Source organism: Cytobacillus depressus (assembly GCF_008923245.1).
Taxonomy (GTDB): Bacteria; Bacillota; Bacilli; order Bacillales; family Cytobacillaceae; genus Cytobacillus; species Cytobacillus depressus.
In genome coordinates this window covers 190,649-206,889 of sequence record NZ_WBOS01000002.1, presented here as the reverse complement: position 1 = coordinate 206,889, position 16,241 = coordinate 190,649, and the positions used below count along the sequence as shown (strand labels likewise).

Here is a 16,241-nt window from a genome sequence, read left to right as displayed (position 1 = left end):
ACCACCCTAACTGTCCACGATGGGTGTCTGACACCCTAGAAGAAGCTGAGGAACATGTTGGCGATGCTGAAGTAAATTAGGATACTGATTATATCATTGATCGTTGTAATAAATGGACCGGAAGCGACTGCTGGGTCAATTTTGAATTTGTGCATTGCTAATGGAATGAAAGCTCCAGCGATCGTTGCCACAATTAAAGTGCAGAAGATTGATATTCCGACTAATATGCCTAAAAATAAATTGCCCTTCCAAATAAAAATGGTTATCGTGACAAGGATTCCACAGATCGTACCGGTAATTAACCCTGTGCCCGCTTCTCTTAATATTAATTTGAGCTTACTTTCTTTTTCTAAATCGCCCGTCGCAATTCCGCGAACAACGACAGCAAGTGCTTGAGTTCCCGTATTCCCGGCCATACCTGCGATGAGTGTAATAAACGCTCCTAATATGGCAGCCTTTTCTAATGTCTCTTCGAATCGTGCAGCAAGGCTTGCAGTTCCCATCCCGAGATATAGGAGAATAATCAGCCAAGGAAGCCGCTTTTTGGCCGCATATAAAGGACTGCGGTCAATCGTATCCATATCGGACACCGCAGCAAGCTTTGAATAATCATCAGATGCCTCTTCTTCCATAACATCCATCACGTCATCGACAGTAATAATCCCGAGAAGATGATTTTGAAAATCAACGACAGGAAGCGCAAGGAAATTATAATCTTTAATTTTGCGGGCGACTTCTTCTTGATCATCCCCGACAGATACTGACACAATACGGTCATTTGTAATTTCAGAGATCATCGTATCATCATCATTAACAATTAAATCTCTAAGCGAAATAACACCAGCTAATCTTTTATCATCGTCTAAAACGTAAATATAATAAATCGTTTCAGCCTTGGGCGCTTCTTTTTTTAATATATACATCGCCGACCTGACCGTTTGATTCGCAGAAATAGAAACAAAATCCGTCGTCATAATACTTCCGGCTGTATACTCTTCATAATGAAGAAGATCTTTAATTTCTTGAGCCGCTTCTTCATCCATAATCGTCAAATAGCTGACAACCTGGTCTTTTTCAAGCTCGTTTAAGACATCAACGGCATCATCGACATACATTTTTGAAATCATTTCGGCTGCGTAATTCGGATTCATTTCCGCAAGCACATCTTGATAGCCTTCATCCATTTCTAGGTTTTCAAACAATGTCGCCATTTCTTCAGGAGATAGATAATAGTAAATCCTCTCCCGCGTTTCCTCATCCAATTCTTTAAAAAATGAAGCTTGATCATACGGATGCAGCTTTAAAAATTCTTCGCGAAACATTTGGATATCTTCATTTTGTAAAGAATGGATAAGCAATTCCTGATTCATGTGATGCGTAGCCTTTTCATTAAGTGCCTCTTCCATTATCATTACCTCCTCTCCGGAACAAAAACTTCTTAAATATAATACTTCCTCATACTAGCAAATCTTTACTTTTTTGTCGCTTCATTTTAGCGATTCTAAACTTTTTTCCTAAATTTATATTTTACCCACCTTTACCCCATACATCTCTTTATTAACTATTCAAATTAAGGATAAGATAAAGACATCTACAAATGATATGATGAAAACAGGATAATAATAAAAGGAGCAAATGATGAAGATTGATATTATTGGTGATATTCATGGATGTTTTGATGAATTTAAGGCGCTGACGATGCAGCTTGGCTATGAATGGAAAAATGAAATTCCGGTCCACAGCGGAATTAGAAAATTAGCCTTTGTCGGAGATTTAACAGATAGAGGACCACAGTCATTAAAAGTGATTGAAACCGTGTATAAGCTCGTGAAAGAGAATTCAGCCTTTTATGTGCCTGGCAATCATTGTAACAAACTTTACCGTTTCTTCCTTGGGAATAAAGTTCAGCTTACACATGGCCTTGAAACGACCGCTGCTGAGTATGAATCATTAAACAATGAACAAAAGCAGGATATTCGCGAGAAGTTTATCCATTTATATGAAAACGCACCACTTTATGCCGAGCTTGATGGGGGTAAGCTAGTGATTGCCCATGCTGGGATTCGTGAGGATTATATTGGAAAACATTCGAATAAAGTAAAAACCTTCGTCCTTTACGGGGATATTACTGGAGAAAAAAATCCTGACGGTTCACCTGTAAGAAGAGATTGGGCCAAGCAATATCATGGAAAAGCCGTGATTGTATATGGACATACTCCCGTTAAGGAAGTAAGAATTGTTAACAATACATACAATATCGATACAGGGGCTGTCTTCGGAAATAAATTAACTGCATTGAGGTATCCAAGTATGGAAATTATCTCTGTTTCTTCAAGTATGCCACTTGTAGAGGAAAAGTTCCGCAAAATTTAAAGAGGGTGACCGTAAAAAGTCACCCTTCAACTTGTAATAAGCTATGCATATCAACTGGCAACTCTTGTTTAAAAGTTAATTCCTTTTCCGAAATTGGATGAATGAAAGAGAGTCTGCCACAATGTAAAGCTTGTCTTGTTATTAAGTTCCGGCTTCCACCATATAGATCATCCCCTAATAATGGATGGCCTAAATATGACATATGTACACGAATTTGATGAGTTCTTCCTGTTTCAAGTTTTAAGGTTACATGGGTAAATGCTTGAAACTTGCGAATGACTTCAAAATACGTACACGCATATTGCCCTTCTGGACACACTTCTCTTTCAATTATGCTATCCTTTTTACGGGCAATCGGCTCCTTGATAACACCTTCATTCTCCGCTAATAAACCTTGAGCGAATGCTTCATATTCTCTTTGAATGCCACCATTTTTCTGCTGTTTACTAAATAAATGATGAATATGCCGATGTTTGGCGACAAGTACGATTCCAGATGTATCCCTGTCAAGCCTTGTAACAATATGGATTGTAGCTTGAAGGCCAATTTGTTCATAATAACCGATTAAGGCATTGGCAAGGCTTCCATAGGGATGCTCACGGGAAGGGATTGTACTCATCCCTGCTTCCTTATTTACGACAATAATAAAGTCATCTTCATATAAAATATGGAGCGGAAGGATCTCGCCTTTGATTCCTTCACTCGGTAATTCTTTAGGGAACGCAACATGAAGGAAATCATTTTTTTGAAGGAGGTAACGGACAGTTTCCTCCTTGCCATTTACGGTTATATAACCGCCTTTAAATTTGATATCGGTTAATGATGTTTTCGAAATCTCTTTCTCAAAGAGAAATTCTTTAATGCTTTTATTCTCATCCTGTGTGGATATTTGCCATTGCAGTTCAAATCTTGACATCATGGGCCCCACCTTGTCTAGCTCCGAGCGCCATCGGCTCTTTGGTCTAAGCCAATCCCTCAAGAAGGTTATAGTATAACCTTCTCGCCGGCTCGTCTTATGCTTGAGGACCGTAGGATGCGGGTCATGCAGACTTGCCACAGGACGTGGCGGTTTTAGTCTGCGTTCCTCTAAAGCGGGCGCTCTCCGCTTTTCTATTAGTCCGCCACAAAGGAATCATGAACCCTTTTCCAAAACGGAAATGGACGGAAACGGGCGAAGCGGATTTTTTCATCTGCTACACGGTATTGAATGGACTTTACGTCCTTATGAAGTAAATTTAAATGATCAATAGTTATTTGAAAATCCTGACCATTTACCGGTTTTAACATGCATGTATGGTGAGCAGGAAGGACTAGAGGCGAGCCTACTGTCCGAAACACTTTATTATTGATTGACGCCATTTCAGCTATTTGAATAGCAGATAAGGATGGATGAAGAATTGCACCGCCTAGAGCTTTATTATAGGCCGTGCTTCCAGAAGGAGTTGAAACACATAATCCATCCCCGCGAAATCTTTCAAAATGCTGGCCGCGAATTTCTACATCCATAACGAGCGTTCCATCAACCGCCTTAACGGTCGATTCATTTAATGCTAAATATCTTGTTTCTCTTCCCCCATGCTGATAGCGAATAATGACCTCTAACAACGGATATTCGCTAACTTGGAAAGGGGTTTTAGCAATGGCGATGACGAGCTTTTCAATTTCTTCTGGCACCCAGTCAGCATAAAATCCTAAGTGCCCGGTATGAATCCCTACAAAAGCCGTCTTATCTAACCGTCTTGTATAGCGATGAAAGGCATATAATAAAGTACCATCCCCGCCTATTGAGACGACAATATCGGGCTGCTCTTCATCATAAGTAAGATCGAAATCTATTAAATACGTTCTCATTTTATGCATAAGCGCATTTGATTTATTATCGCCCTTCGAGGTAATGGCAAATTTCATCGTCATTATTCTCCTTTACGGATGTTTTCTTATAACTATAAAATAAAGTTTCGTCGATAGACCTGCGAGCTTGGTTTAGGTTCCGTTCAGCGTAAAAATTGCTCCTGCGCCAAAGCGCATTCGAGGATGATTTGTACAGATCGTCGCAAGGCATATGAAGAATCTTTCAATGAAGCTTACCCTTGATATGTTTCAAGGCAGTTGCCTAGCTATTGCTCTTTATTTCTTGTAAAAAAGGCCTGTGCTTCTTGAATTTCATCGCGGATAAGCGACATTTCCTCATCAAGCATAAATGCCGCTTCAGCTGCTCTTTGCAGTCTCATCTGAATATCTTTCGGAAATTGGCCTTTATATTTATAGTTTAATGAATGTTCAATTGTAGCCCAGAAATTCATTGCTAAAGTACGAATTTGGATTTCTGCTAAAATCTTCTTTTCCCCATTAATCGTTTGAACTGGGTAGCCAATGACAACATGGTAAGAACGATAACCGCTCACTTTCTTATGAGAAATATAATCTCTCTCTTCAACAATTTCAAAGTCATTGCGATTTCTTAACAGCTCAACGACTTTCTTTATATCCTCCACAAACTGGCACATCATACGCATACCAGCAATATCCTGCATCTCAGTCTCAAGTTTATCTAGTGAAATATTTTTATGATTGGCCTTATCTAATATACTCGCAATGGGCTTTACTCTTCCCGTAACAAATTCAATTGGTGAATGAGTTCCTTCTTGTTCAAATTGCTTCCGCATTCCCTTTAGCTTAATCTTTAATTCTTCCACGGCCTGCTTATATGGAGCTAAAAATTGATCCCAATTCTTCACGTCACATAACACCTCATCCGATATTATTCGTCTAATTAATTTCTGTTCCTAAAAGGAATTAGGTTAGATTATGTATTGGCGGATGATTATTCTAGCGGTTAAAAAGTGCTTTCTACTTTTGCAACCATTTCCTCTCCATAATTACTATTTTCCTTAATATTCTCAATGAGATAACGCAGTTCTTCCATAAATCCCGGAAGCTGAATGCGCTCTATACGATCTGTTAAATAAACGGCTGAACCTAAATCTAATGCCTGTTTAAACTGTGACCAAATGGAATGAGGGATAGTTAAATATGAATACTCATCATTAATTTCTGCTATGTAAATAAATGAAAGATGATCAGAGTCAACTAACATTTGCCCCATTGGCTTCAAGTCAATAATCGAGAAACCATCTTCAACTGTTAAAACTACTTCCTTCTCAATTTCTTTAAAAAGTACATCAATAATTGAAATTTTCTTTTTCATTATCAAAACCTCCAAACTTATCTTATTTTATCGCAGATTCAAAGGCAATAAAACCCTTACATGATATTTAAAAGAATCTTATTGTTGATATTGCTTTTTTGTTATTGATTGGAGCGGAAGGCACGAGATCCTCAAAATGCATACGCATTTTTTCGTGCGGTGTTAATTCACGGATGCTTATTCAATGTCCAGCGGGAAAAGCGAATCAAAGGGAGACCCCCGCAGGCGCGAATGCGACGAGGAGGCTTCCGGACCGCCCGCGATCGCTAAGTACCTGTAGCGGGAATCAACAGAAACGTATTAAAAAAATTGCAGCAAAGGAAAGAGAAGGAGATAATAAGAGAGGTAAACTTTGAAGGGAATGAAGAGCTTGACACAAAATATAGAAATAGAATTAAAAAATATTCTTACAAAACAAGAATTTAATCAAGTGAAAAACTATTTTCAATTTCATGATTCAGACTTTTTTAAACAAGAAAATCATTATTTTGATACAAATGATTTCGCTTTAAAAAAAGCAGGCAGTGCACTGAGGATTAGACAAAAAAACAATGCTTATGAACTCACGCTTAAACAGCCATACAAAGACGGTCTGTTGGAAACAAATGAAACAATTGATGAAAATACGGCTGAAAACATGTTTAAAACTGGTGTGATCGCGGTTGATTCAATCAGAACTTTAGTAGAGGAAATGAATATTGATCCTCAACTTATGCAATATTTTGGCTCTTTAACAACCTTTAGAGCAGAAACTACATATAAGGATGGACTTATCGTCTTAGATCATAGCCATTATTTAAATAAAGAGGATTTTGAGTTAGAATATGAAGTAAGTAATAGGCAAAAAGGTCAGGAGATATTTACTAGCCTTCTTTCCAAATTAAATATTCCTATACGTAATACCGAAAATAAAATAAAGCGTTTTTATAATGAAAAATATAAGCAGAAAGCTCACGAATCTTAAAGGAGAAATACATCGATGAATGTTGACCAATTAAAAATATTACTAGATTTGCAGGCGCTAAAAAACTTCAACAGCTCACAGGCTCCTAGTGATGACAGCGGATTATTTCAGGACGTGTTGAACCAATTTTTAGTGGAAAATAAGCTGAATGATACTACCGAGAGTGCTCTACAGCACCAATTTGAAGAAGAATTAATTAATGGAAATCATCCAGTTGCAGGACTGAATGGCCCAGCATTACCACCCTTCAAACTGACTAAGCTTTCAGGCCAAGGGAATCAAAGTTTTGATGAAATTATCGCAAAAGCTTCTGAGCTTTATGAAATTCCAGCTAAGCTCTTGAAATCAGTCATTAAGCAGGAATCTAATTTTAATCCAAATGCCATTAGCCGGGCTGGAGCTTCAGGTTTAATGCAGCTGATGCCTGAAACAGCCAGATCATTAGGTGTTCGCAACATTTTTGATCCTGAAGAGAATATATTAGGCGGGGCTAAATATTTACGCCAAATGCTTAATAAATATCATGAAAATATTGACTTAGCATTGGCTGCCTATAATGCTGGTCCTGGGAATGTAGACAAGCATAAAGGAATCCCGCCTTTTAAAGAAACGATGAACTATGTTCAAAAGATAAAAAGCGCACTCCTATCATAATGATTATAAATAACTACTTTCGTCTATTGTTCAGCAATAGACTATTTTTTTGCAAAAAAATATCTCCCGTAAGCTATTTGTTTGAGTTAAAATTCACACATTGATAGAATGAAAATAGAATCAGTTCTAAAAGCTTAATTTTTATTTTGGAAAACATAAGTAAAATGAACAATTTATATATATAACTCAAAAAAGGGAGATTTATCATAATGGTCGAGAAAATGAATACACCATACGACGTGATTGGAGAAAAAAAACTCCACCTGCTTGTTGATGCCTTTTATCGTCGCGTAGGGAAACATCCAGATCTCGTCCCTATATTTCCAAGTGATTTAACTGAGACGGCTAGAAAACAAAAACAATTTTTGACACAATATTTAGGAGGTCCTCAACTTTATACATCAGAGCATGGTCATCCGATGCTAAGGGCACGGCATTTACCTTTTGAAATAACGCAAACACGCGCAAAGCATTGGCTAGCATGCATGGAAGAAGCAATGGATGAAGTGGGGCTTGAAGGGAAAATTAAAGAAGACTTTTATGCAAGACTCTATTTAACTGCTCAGCATATGGTGAATACACCAGAAAATGAAATGATGAAAGGTGAGAACTTGTGAGCAATCAAGAATCATTCGAGTTAAAACCGCCATCACCTCATTGTCATGGCAGTGTAAAAAAGCCGCTTGAATTGTACATGTTCATTGATCCTCTTTGTCCTGAGTGCTGGGCGCTAGAGCCCATTTTAAAAAAGCTAATGATTGAATATGGCCGTTATTTTTCCATAAAGCATGTGTTGAGCGGGAGATTGGCTACATTAAATATTGGCAGAAAACAAAGCTTTGAAAGCATGGCAGACCTTTGGGAGAAAACAGCTAGCCGATCTGGAATGTCGTGTGACGGAAACCTTTGGTTCGAAAACCCGATTTCTTCCCCGCATCTTGCATCAGTTGCCATCAAAGCGGCTGAATTGCAAGGAAGAAGAGCAGGAATTCGCTTTTTACGGAAATTACAAGAAGTGCTATTCCTTGAAAAACAAAATGTTTCAAGCTTTGATGTGCTTAAAGAGTGTGCAGAAAGTGTTGATTTAGATGTAGTTGAATTTATTTCTGATATTCATTCAGATAGTGCGGCCAAAGCCTTGCAGTGTGATTTAAAAATCACTGCAGAAATGGATGTTCATGAAATACCTACACTCGTCTTTTTTAATGAAAATATTGAAGAAGAAGGGATAAAAGTAACAGGTTACTATCCATATGAGGTTTATGTACAAATTTTAGAGGAAATGCTTGTGGAAAAACCGGAGCCCTCCAATCCTCCTCCATTAGAATTATTTTTACAATATTTTAAATTTGTCGCTTCTAAAGAAATTGCTGTCGTGTACAATATGACGATCAATGAAGTAGAACGGGAAATGAAAAAGCTGCAGTTAAAGCAAGTTGTGGAACAAATTCCTGCTAAGTATGGAATGTTCTGGAGATTCATTTCGCAAGATGAATAATATCCATTTATTCAAAAAAGATAATGAAAAAGACCATGCAAACGGTAGCATGGTCTTTTTCTCTATTATATAACAAAAAGGGGATGGGAGAAATCTTTCACGGTCAAACAAGGGGTATGTGTTTGTGTGATCAACTTCTTGTCTATACTATAACACGAAATAAACAAGGAAACAAGAAGTTTGTGCGCGTCTTCACAATATTGTCAAATCCTTATCATAATTTGTAGTTGGAAGAATATATTGGTACAAAGTAATTAGTAACGGGCCCTTTGGGAGGATGAACTAGTGAAAAAGCTACCTTTAATTCTAATGCTTGCATTGATTCTTTTCTCTTTCAGTTTAAATTTCCTAGCCCTTATGAGTCTGTTCCCAATCTATATAAGCTCGCCGCTTTTATTTCTTTCCCTCCTCATGTTCATCGTGTCAATAAATGATCGCAAGAAGTTTAAAGGATTTTGAAAGGAGAATGGGCTTTTGCCACATTCTCCTTTTTTGTTGTCTAGGAAATTATTAATTTGTATGCAGTGAATAACTTTGAGAATAATTTTGTTTACGTCCAGCTCCACATGGAACGCTTCGGCAGCATAATCATCACAGGAACAATCCGCTCTTTGGTTGTTCAAGGCGCTTCCACTTTTGTCTTTTAGCCTAATAATTTTTCCATTTCATTCAACATTTCTTCAAATACTTTACATGCATCCTCAACTGGCTTTGAGCTTGTCATGTCAACCCCAGCTTTTTTCAGAACTTCAATTGGATAATCGGAGCTTCCAGACTTTAAGAATTCAATATACCGATCAACAGCTGGCTGCCCCTCTTCTAAAATTTGTTTGCTTAATGCCGTTGCTGCACTAAATCCTGTTGCATACTGATATACATAATAATTGTAATAAAAGTGAGGAATTCGTGACCATTCTAAGCCAATTTCTTCATCAAGAATAAGATTCTCCTCACCGAAATACTTTTTATTTAATTCATAATAATCATTTGTTAATACTTGCGCAGTAAGTGCTTCATTGTTTTGCACCTTTTGATAAATAGAATGCTCGAATTCAGCAAACATCGTCTGACGGAAAACAGTGCCTCTAAATCCCTCTAAATAATGATTTAATAAAAAGATGCGCTTTTTGTCATCGTCCACTGTTTTAAGTAAATAATCACTCAACAATGCTTCATTACATGTTGAAGCAACCTCGGCAACGAAAATCGAATAGTTTCCATACGGATATGGTTGATTTTTTCTTGTATAGTAGCTGTGAACAGAATGACCGAATTCATGGGCAAGTGTAAATAAATTATTTACATTATCTTGCCAGTTCATGAGTATATACGGATTTGTTCCGTAAGCACCTGATGAGTAGGCCCCGCTTCTCTTTCCTTTGTTCTCATATACGTCCACCCAGCGATTGTCAAAGCCTTCTTTTAATACATTTAAGTAATCCTCACCTAGTGGTGCCAACCCTTTCAAAATAAGCTCCCTTGCCTCGTCATACTTTATTTCCATTTTGATGTCCTTGACAAGCGGCGTGTATAAATCATACATATGAAGCTCATCTAAACGAAGAACCTTTTTTCTCAGCTTTATATAGCGCTGTAATAAATGCAGATGATCATTGACTGTTTCCACTAAATTATCATAAACAGATTCAGGAATATTATTTGCAGCTAAAGCCGCGTGGCGTGCAGATTGATAATTTCTTATTTTTGCATTGAAATTATTCGTTTTCACGTTTCCGCTTAATGTGCTAGCAAATGTATTACGGAATTTGCCATACGTGTCATAGACAGCTTTAAATGCATCATGTCTTACCCTTTGATCATCACTTTCAAGGAATCGGCTATAGCGGCCATGTGTCACTTCTACTTCTTCACCATTTTCATCTTTAATGGTCGGGAATTCCAAGTCTGCATTATTAAGCATTCCGAACGTATTGCTTGAAGCAGCAAATACTTCAGACGCTTGCGCAAGCAAAGCCTCTTGCTCTGCTGTTAATACATGTGGCCGCTGCAAATTAATTTCATCTAATGACTGCCTGTAAAGTTGCAGTTCTTTCTTCACATCTAAGAACGCATTGATTTTTTCTTCATCAACGGCAAGAATTTCAGGAACAATATACGCTAGCCCGCTAGCTGCCTGTGAATATAGGTTCTTAATTCTATCATCCATTCCTTGATAATGAGAGTTTGTCGTGTCTTGATCATAACGCATATGCGCATATGTATAGAGCTTACCAAGACGTTCTAACAGCTGATCTTGATATTGCAATGCCACATATAAGAGGTCTGCACTTTCCCCTAATTTCCCTTTATATTTTTCCGCACCGGGAATTAATCCCTTCACATCATTAAATTCTTTATCCCATGCTTCATCATTTTGAAAAATATCCTCTAATCTCCATGTATCCTCTACAGAAATCTCACTTCTGCTTGGGAGTTTTTTAACGGCTGTTTCGTTTGCCATTTCTCTTCCTCCAATCCAACTATTTCGAGCTTCGGAAAAAAATCATACTATATATTATTTCGATTATTAACCTAAAAATCCTTCTAAGCTCAATGTATTATTATTTTTATATTTTTATCATACCCATTCACAAAAAAAGATAACTTATTAAAAAAATTCAAAAGTCCTACTTTAACCCATCATTAATAATTTTAAAATTTTTACGATAAAAATTAGTTTCCCATTCTAGCTGACGCTCAACATTATTTTGCGTCCTGATTGGATTGATTCGTTTTATATGAGTTTGGCTAACTGCCTGAAATATATTAAGCTTCACAAGTAATTTCATATATGCCTTAACAGCTAATAAGGCATTGCCCCTTCTAGCTAATGGGAGATTTCTTAGCTTTATCTCATTTCTTCCCACTCTTCTTTTGAATGCATAAATAATTTTGTCAATTGGAATCGGCTGGCTCCTATTTAATAAATCTATCAATAAATAGCTTTGCCATTCAAGAGCAGGGGTTTCAATGAAATGGGCATGTGCAACCGGCAATCCGATTTCCGGTGGCAGCATAGATGGGATAATGGAATGGGAATAAAGCTCTTGAAGGAATTTATTTTGAGTGGATTGGTAATAAGGAATGGTAATATTCTTTGCCCTTCTTATTTCTTTCAGCCAATCATTTAATTGGTTCGGCCGATTAGGAGTGGGACGGATAAGATCTGTAATAGATGCTTTTGTTAGACTCTTTATGGAAAAATGCGCTAAAGAATTTTTGACGGAAACGGGTAATATTCGTTGAACGATAATGAGGGTATTCATAATGGGACAATAAGAGGGAATAGACATTCCTGAATGACTGTTTGCTAAAAACAAAAAATCAAATTTTGAAAGAGCGACGCGATTATTGGTAGGACGCTTTATATTTTTACCTGCCATAATCCATATAGGTGTAATATTCGCATTAAAATAGTTTTCTGTTCTTTTTATAAAGAGTTCTTCAGGAATGCTAGAGCATTGATACTCAATGGCGTAACGTGCTCCTTCAAAGTTGAAGCCGATATCAGGCCTTTGGGCTATTTTTTTATCAAAGGACTCTAAAGACGACTCTACCCCTTGCTCCTGCAGCCACTCAAATAAAGCTATTTTACCTTTTAAATGATATTCAGACTCTCTTTCATAGCTTTCTGAACAAGCTGAACCTTTTTGATGGGCGAAGTGAGGCATCTTCTTCGTGCCAACCTTGAGGATGACTCGTTCATCACATTCAGGACAAAAGAAACTTTCTGTACGTCTCATTGCCCTTAAGTAATCAAGATTGCGAATCCCTGTTACATTCAACAAATTGCCTTGCTTTGTTTTTGAAACAAGCAAAAAATCAACTCCTTTCCCTATATTTACGTACTATTCGACATGCGGTCCCATAATCCTTTTTCTTGAATCATTATATGTCTACAAAAAAAGAAGCTGTAAAGAGCTACCGCTCTTTACAGCTTCTAAAGAAATGGAGATAATAGTCTTGAAGTTGACTCAGTGATTCGGTAAAAAATATGTCTTTTACGGAATTTTTCTATATCAATTTGACTTGAGTTTTGGAGATCATTTACATATTCGTGAACGAGCTTCTGCGTACTTCTTGTTCGAAATAAGAAAGCATTTACTTCGAAATTTAAATGAAAGCTTCTCATATCCATATTTGCTGTTCCAATTGACGCTAGCTCTTCATCGACAATGACAATTTTACTATGCATAAATCCTTTTTCATATTCAAAAATTTTGACACCCGCTTCTAATAAATCAGGGAAATAAGACCGAGAAGCATAATAAACGATCTTTTTATCTGGTTTTTTGGGAATTAGGAGTCTGACATCAATTCCACTAAGAGCAGCAATTTTTAAAGCAGAAAAAATATCTTCGTCAGGAATAAAATAAGGAGAGGCAATCCAAACTGATTTTTCCGCAGAAGTAATCATCGAAAAGAAAATATTCTTAATAGCACTCCATTCACTATCAGGTCCCCCAGCAATTAACTGAACGCCTCCATGAATATTTTCTTCTAAATCTGGTGATAAGTACTCGGCAGAGGTAATACTTTTATTTGTCATATAAAACCAATCTTGCAGAAAGATTAATTGCAGACTTCTTACCGCCTCCCCTTTGATCATTAAATGCGTATCCCGCCAAAATCCGAAGCTTTCGACACGCCCTAAATACTCATCCCCAATATTTAAACCGCCTACAAAACCGGTGCATCCATCGATGACGATTATTTTACGATGATTGCGAAAGTTGATTTTACTGTTAAGAAATGGAAGACTCACTGGTCCAAAAGGGGCCACTTTTACGCCAGCATGTGTAAGGGCTGTAATATATTTTTTAGATAACTTCCAAGAACCGACAGCATCATATAAGAATCGGACTTTAACCCCTTCTTTCGCTTTTTCGATAAGGATGTCCTTTATCTCTTGTCCAATTTCATCATGACGAACAATATAATATTCAAGGTGAATGTGGTGGGTAGCCGACTTTAAAGCATTTAAAATTTCCTTAAACGTCTCTTCCCCATCTGTTAAAACTCTTGTTTGTGTTGCAAAGGAAATAGGACTATTGCCTAAATTCTGTGCTAAATAAAACAGCTTTTTTTGATGGTCTCCTAACCGTTTCATTTTCTCTTTATTTAATGGAGCAATCTCGCCTTCTACTCTTAAAAATGCTTGCTTATCGTGAATGAGTTTTCTTCTAAACATCTTCTCTTTGCGATAATTGCGCCCGAATAAAAGATAAAAAATAAATCCAACAAGAGGAAAGCTTCCTAAGACGACAATCCAAGTCAATGTTTGAGCTGGATGCCGATTCTCTAGAAATATGACAAACGCAATAAAAATGACCGATAGCGACATTAAAATGCTTATATAACCTAGATAACCGCCTGTTTGCATAATAAAGCGATCATATAAATAAATTCCACTAACCATGATCATCAAAAACAAAATTATTCGAACTGTGTTTTTCATACTCTCACCTGCCACTAGCAATCCACAAAAAAATCCGATTTCAGCACTGAAATCGGATTTATTATTTAAAATAAGCTCTCAATTGTTCAAATACGTTCTCAGCGATGATTAATTTTCCATATTCCTCAACACGATGAATCGTAACTTGAGTTTCGATGCCATACTCCAATAAAATAGATAATAAATTATCTATATCTTCTTCAGAAAAATCCTCTTCCGGAAATTCCACGAATAAATAATATCTTCCCTCAAAAGAAAATAATTTTGATGGAATATTGTCTAAATTTGTCCGTTTAGAGAGAGAGATAATATCTTCAAAATCTTTAAAAGTCAAAAGGAAATCAAGGTTTTCCTCATACTCTAATTCATCATCCGCATTTGGATGAAAATGCTTATCTAAAAGCTCTTCAATTCTTTCATCAACAGGAAGATCATTAAATTTCTCTTCTGGAACAGGCAGCTCAAATTTTTGACCATCCTTTGATAACTGAGCCTTTGTAACCAAAATTTCCAACCCTTTATCTAATGCTTGAACTTGAATCCATAATGGTCCCTCAACAGTAAACTCCTCTTCTTCGTGAACTTCCTCCATCATTTCCCAAAAGAGTTCTTCACTGCGTTCGCGATTATACCAAATTTCATCGCGTTCGAAGCCTCTTTCTTCTATATCAAGATATGAAATATAGAATTTTACCGTGTTATCATTGATTCTTTCGATTTCCATTTTGCAACTCTCCCTTCTGGAGTTGGTTGAGCATCCTTTTATAGGATACACTTGAATGAGAATAAACTCCCCCATTTATTCAATATATTACCTATTATTATTTATTATAGAAGGTATAGATATTGCACCTTGTACTTTTATTTTATGACAAAAAGACAATAAAGGGAATGAAAATGTCACAACTTTTAAAAAACCATTAAATGCCCATATCTTATGTGCAATGACATTTTAAAGTGAAGTTGTTCTAACATTTTAGCAAAGTTTTTACCCTTACACAAACTTAAAAACTTATCCCCAAAATATTAAAAGACCCTCTTCAATCGAAAGAAGGTCCTTTTCCTTTAATTTACTAAGCGCTGTGCTTCACGAAGCTGAAATGTGCGAACCTTTCTAGGAAGGAAGCGTCTAATTTCATCTTCATTATATCCAACTTGTAATCTCTTTTCGTCGATAATAATTGGTCGTCTAAGTAAACCTGGATTTCTTTTGATTAGCTCAAATAAATCTTGAAGCGGCATTGTTTCTAAATTCACATCCAGCTTCTGAAATATTTTTGAGCGAGTTGAAATAATTTCATCTGTCCCGTCTTCTGTCATTCGAAGAATTTCTTTAATTTCATCGATTGATAATGGTTCAGAAAAAATGTTTCTTTCTTTATATGCAATATCATGCTCATCTAGCCATAATTTTGCTTTTCTACAAGAAGTACAACTTGGTGAAGTGTATAATGTGACCATTTTACATATTCACTCCTTAAATTTAGACATATAATAAACGATTTTGTTTTTTTATTTGTTTAATATGAACATATGGCTAATCTCTAAATTAAAATTACTTTAATTAAGTAATTATATCAATTATACACCAAGAATATCTGTTTGGGTATATCTTTTTAAAATTAGATGTAGTATTTATTAAACAAATAGCTTTTACCTGTCCTATATATAAGACGTATGGGTGAACAAAAAGTTTCATTTTTTTTATAATTTTTAGCTGTTTTCGCATAAATTATTTATGTGAAAGTTTTTTGAATTATTGTGATTTTCCCCTTTTAATAAAGAATAACTTCAACTACAATATTAGTAAGGTGATCCTCCAGTACCAGAAATATTGGAGAGTAAGAGAAATGGGGGTTTATAATGAAAGAATACATATTTGATTTAACTGTTGTAGCCCTTCTTATTATTGGACTAACTGCCACACTTGGTGTTTTTACGAATGGGCTTGGTGAAAGGCTGTTTGGTGGGAGAAAGAAAAACGAATTTGTTGATCAATGTGCAAAATTCCAGACAGGCTGGAATGCTGTTGGCGGAAAAAAGAAATAAATGATATTTTTCAGAGTTAGTAAAAAACGATCTCATT

The 16,241-nt window shown here is 36.4% G+C and carries 16 protein-coding genes; 6 read left to right on the top strand and 10 right to left on the bottom strand.

Annotated elements, in window-relative coordinates:
• Positions 1-35: 35 nt before the first annotated feature.
• Positions 36-1,406 (bottom strand): magnesium transporter, encoded by a 1,371-nt coding sequence (gene mgtE, locus F7731_RS06315; protein ID WP_151533921.1) that lies wholly within the window; start codon positions 1,404-1,406, stop codon positions 36-38.
• Positions 1,407-1,638: 232 nt separating this feature from the next.
• Here mgtE and prpE point away from each other — a divergent pair, with 232 nt between their 5' ends.
• Complete coding sequence (gene prpE, locus F7731_RS06310) at positions 1,639-2,373, top strand: bis(5'-nucleosyl)-tetraphosphatase PrpE (protein WP_151533920.1); 735 nt, start codon at positions 1,639-1,641, stop codon at positions 2,371-2,373.
• Between the two features lie 19 nt (positions 2,374-2,392).
• Here the strand turns inward: prpE and F7731_RS06305 are convergent, their stop codons facing one another.
• The 4 genes from F7731_RS06305 to F7731_RS06290 all read right to left on the bottom strand — a co-directional run bounded on the left by F7731_RS06305 (position 2,393) and on the right by F7731_RS06290 (position 5,581).
• Entirely contained in the window at positions 2,393-3,289 is an 897-nt protein-coding gene (locus tag F7731_RS06305) for an RluA family pseudouridine synthase (protein ID WP_151533919.1), read from the bottom strand.
• 197 nt (positions 3,290-3,486) lie between these two features.
• Positions 3,487-4,281: an NAD kinase gene (locus F7731_RS06300; RefSeq protein WP_151533918.1), complete on the bottom strand. Its 795-nt coding sequence runs from the start codon at positions 4,279-4,281 to the stop codon at positions 3,487-3,489.
• A 209-nt stretch (positions 4,282-4,490) separates the two neighbouring features.
• A complete protein-coding gene (gene yjbM, locus F7731_RS06295; protein ID WP_151533917.1) occupies positions 4,491-5,111 on the bottom strand; it encodes a GTP diphosphokinase in 621 nt (206 codons plus the stop codon).
• Positions 5,112-5,209: 98 nt separating this feature from the next.
• Entirely contained in the window at positions 5,210-5,581 is a 372-nt protein-coding gene (locus F7731_RS06290; RefSeq protein ID WP_151533916.1) for a UPF0738 family protein, read from the bottom strand.
• Between the two features lie 361 nt (positions 5,582-5,942).
• On the opposite strand from F7731_RS06290, the gene F7731_RS06285 reads away from it, so the two are divergent.
• The 4 genes from F7731_RS06285 to F7731_RS06270 all read left to right on the top strand — a co-directional run bounded on the left by F7731_RS06285 (position 5,943) and on the right by F7731_RS06270 (position 8,697).
• Positions 5,943-6,545 (top strand): CYTH domain-containing protein, encoded by a 603-nt coding sequence (locus F7731_RS06285; protein WP_151534413.1) that lies wholly within the window; start codon positions 5,943-5,945, stop codon positions 6,543-6,545.
• 15 nt (positions 6,546-6,560) lie between these two features.
• Positions 6,561-7,199, top strand: a complete 639-nt coding sequence (locus F7731_RS06280) for a lytic transglycosylase domain-containing protein (RefSeq protein WP_151533915.1) — start codon at positions 6,561-6,563, stop codon at positions 7,197-7,199.
• Between the two features lie 209 nt (positions 7,200-7,408).
• Positions 7,409-7,816 carry a globin domain-containing protein gene (locus tag F7731_RS06275; protein ID WP_151533914.1) on the top strand — a complete coding sequence of 136 codons (408 nt, stop codon included), beginning with the start codon at positions 7,409-7,411 and terminating at the stop codon, positions 7,814-7,816.
• Entirely contained in the window at positions 7,813-8,697 is an 885-nt protein-coding gene (locus F7731_RS06270; RefSeq protein WP_246197144.1) for a ClpXP adapter SpxH family protein, read from the top strand. Before F7731_RS06275 ends, F7731_RS06270 begins: the two co-directional genes overlap by 4 nt.
• A gap of 643 nt (positions 8,698-9,340) precedes the next feature.
• Here F7731_RS06270 and pepF read toward each other — a convergent pair.
• The 5 genes from pepF to spxA form a co-directional block, all read right to left on the bottom strand.
• Entirely contained in the window at positions 9,341-11,158 is a 1,818-nt protein-coding gene (gene pepF / locus F7731_RS06265; protein WP_151533913.1) for an oligoendopeptidase F, read from the bottom strand.
• Positions 11,159-11,324: 166 nt separating this feature from the next.
• On the bottom strand, positions 11,325-12,515 hold the full coding sequence (locus tag F7731_RS06260) for a competence protein CoiA (protein WP_170289643.1): 1,191 nt from the start codon (positions 12,513-12,515) through the stop codon (positions 11,325-11,327).
• Between the two features lie 122 nt (positions 12,516-12,637).
• Complete coding sequence (gene cls / locus F7731_RS06255) at positions 12,638-14,155, bottom strand: cardiolipin synthase (RefSeq protein ID WP_151533911.1); 1,518 nt, start codon at positions 14,153-14,155, stop codon at positions 12,638-12,640.
• A gap of 61 nt (positions 14,156-14,216) precedes the next feature.
• Positions 14,217-14,879, bottom strand: coding sequence for an adaptor protein MecA (mecA, locus tag F7731_RS06250; RefSeq protein ID WP_151533910.1), 663 nt, complete (start codon positions 14,877-14,879; stop codon positions 14,217-14,219).
• Positions 14,880-15,220: 341 nt separating this feature from the next.
• On the bottom strand, positions 15,221-15,616 hold the full coding sequence (gene spxA / locus F7731_RS06245; protein ID WP_151533909.1) for a transcriptional regulator SpxA: 396 nt from the start codon (positions 15,614-15,616) through the stop codon (positions 15,221-15,223).
• Between the two features lie 402 nt (positions 15,617-16,018).
• On the opposite strand from spxA, the gene F7731_RS06240 reads away from it, so the two are divergent.
• Positions 16,019-16,204, top strand: a complete 186-nt coding sequence (locus tag F7731_RS06240) for a hypothetical protein (protein ID WP_151533908.1) — start codon at positions 16,019-16,021, stop codon at positions 16,202-16,204.
• The last annotated feature ends 37 nt before the right edge of the window (positions 16,205-16,241 follow it).

Excerpts from the sequence above, each read along its gene's own strand:
- mgtE (WP_151533921.1), bottom strand. The coding sequence starts at position 1,406 with ATGGAAGAGGCACTTAATGAAAAGGCTACGCATCACATGAATCAGGAA.
- prpE (WP_151533920.1), top strand. The coding sequence starts at position 1,639 with ATGAAGATTGATATTATTGGTGATATTCATGGATGTTTTGATGAATTT.
- F7731_RS06305 (WP_151533919.1), bottom strand. The coding sequence starts at position 3,289 with ATGTCAAGATTTGAACTGCAATGGCAAATATCCACACAGGATGAGAAT.
- F7731_RS06300 (WP_151533918.1), bottom strand. The coding sequence starts at position 4,281 with ATGAAATTTGCCATTACCTCGAAGGGCGATAATAAATCAAATGCGCTT.
- F7731_RS06290 (WP_151533916.1), bottom strand. The coding sequence starts at position 5,581 with ATGAAAAAGAAAATTTCAATTATTGATGTACTTTTTAAAGAAATTGAG.
- F7731_RS06285 (WP_151534413.1), top strand. The coding sequence starts at position 5,943 with ATGAAGAGCTTGACACAAAATATAGAAATAGAATTAAAAAATATTCTT.
- F7731_RS06280 (WP_151533915.1), top strand. The coding sequence starts at position 6,561 with ATGAATGTTGACCAATTAAAAATATTACTAGATTTGCAGGCGCTAAAA.
- F7731_RS06275 (WP_151533914.1), top strand. The coding sequence starts at position 7,409 with ATGGTCGAGAAAATGAATACACCATACGACGTGATTGGAGAAAAAAAA.
- pepF (WP_151533913.1), bottom strand. The coding sequence starts at position 11,158 with ATGGCAAACGAAACAGCCGTTAAAAAACTCCCAAGCAGAAGTGAGATT.
- cls (WP_151533911.1), bottom strand. The coding sequence starts at position 14,155 with ATGAAAAACACAGTTCGAATAATTTTGTTTTTGATGATCATGGTTAGT.
- mecA (WP_151533910.1), bottom strand. The coding sequence starts at position 14,879 with ATGGAAATCGAAAGAATCAATGATAACACGGTAAAATTCTATATTTCA.
- spxA (WP_151533909.1), bottom strand. The coding sequence starts at position 15,616 with ATGGTCACATTATACACTTCACCAAGTTGTACTTCTTGTAGAAAAGCA.
- F7731_RS06240 (WP_151533908.1), top strand. The coding sequence starts at position 16,019 with ATGAAAGAATACATATTTGATTTAACTGTTGTAGCCCTTCTTATTATT.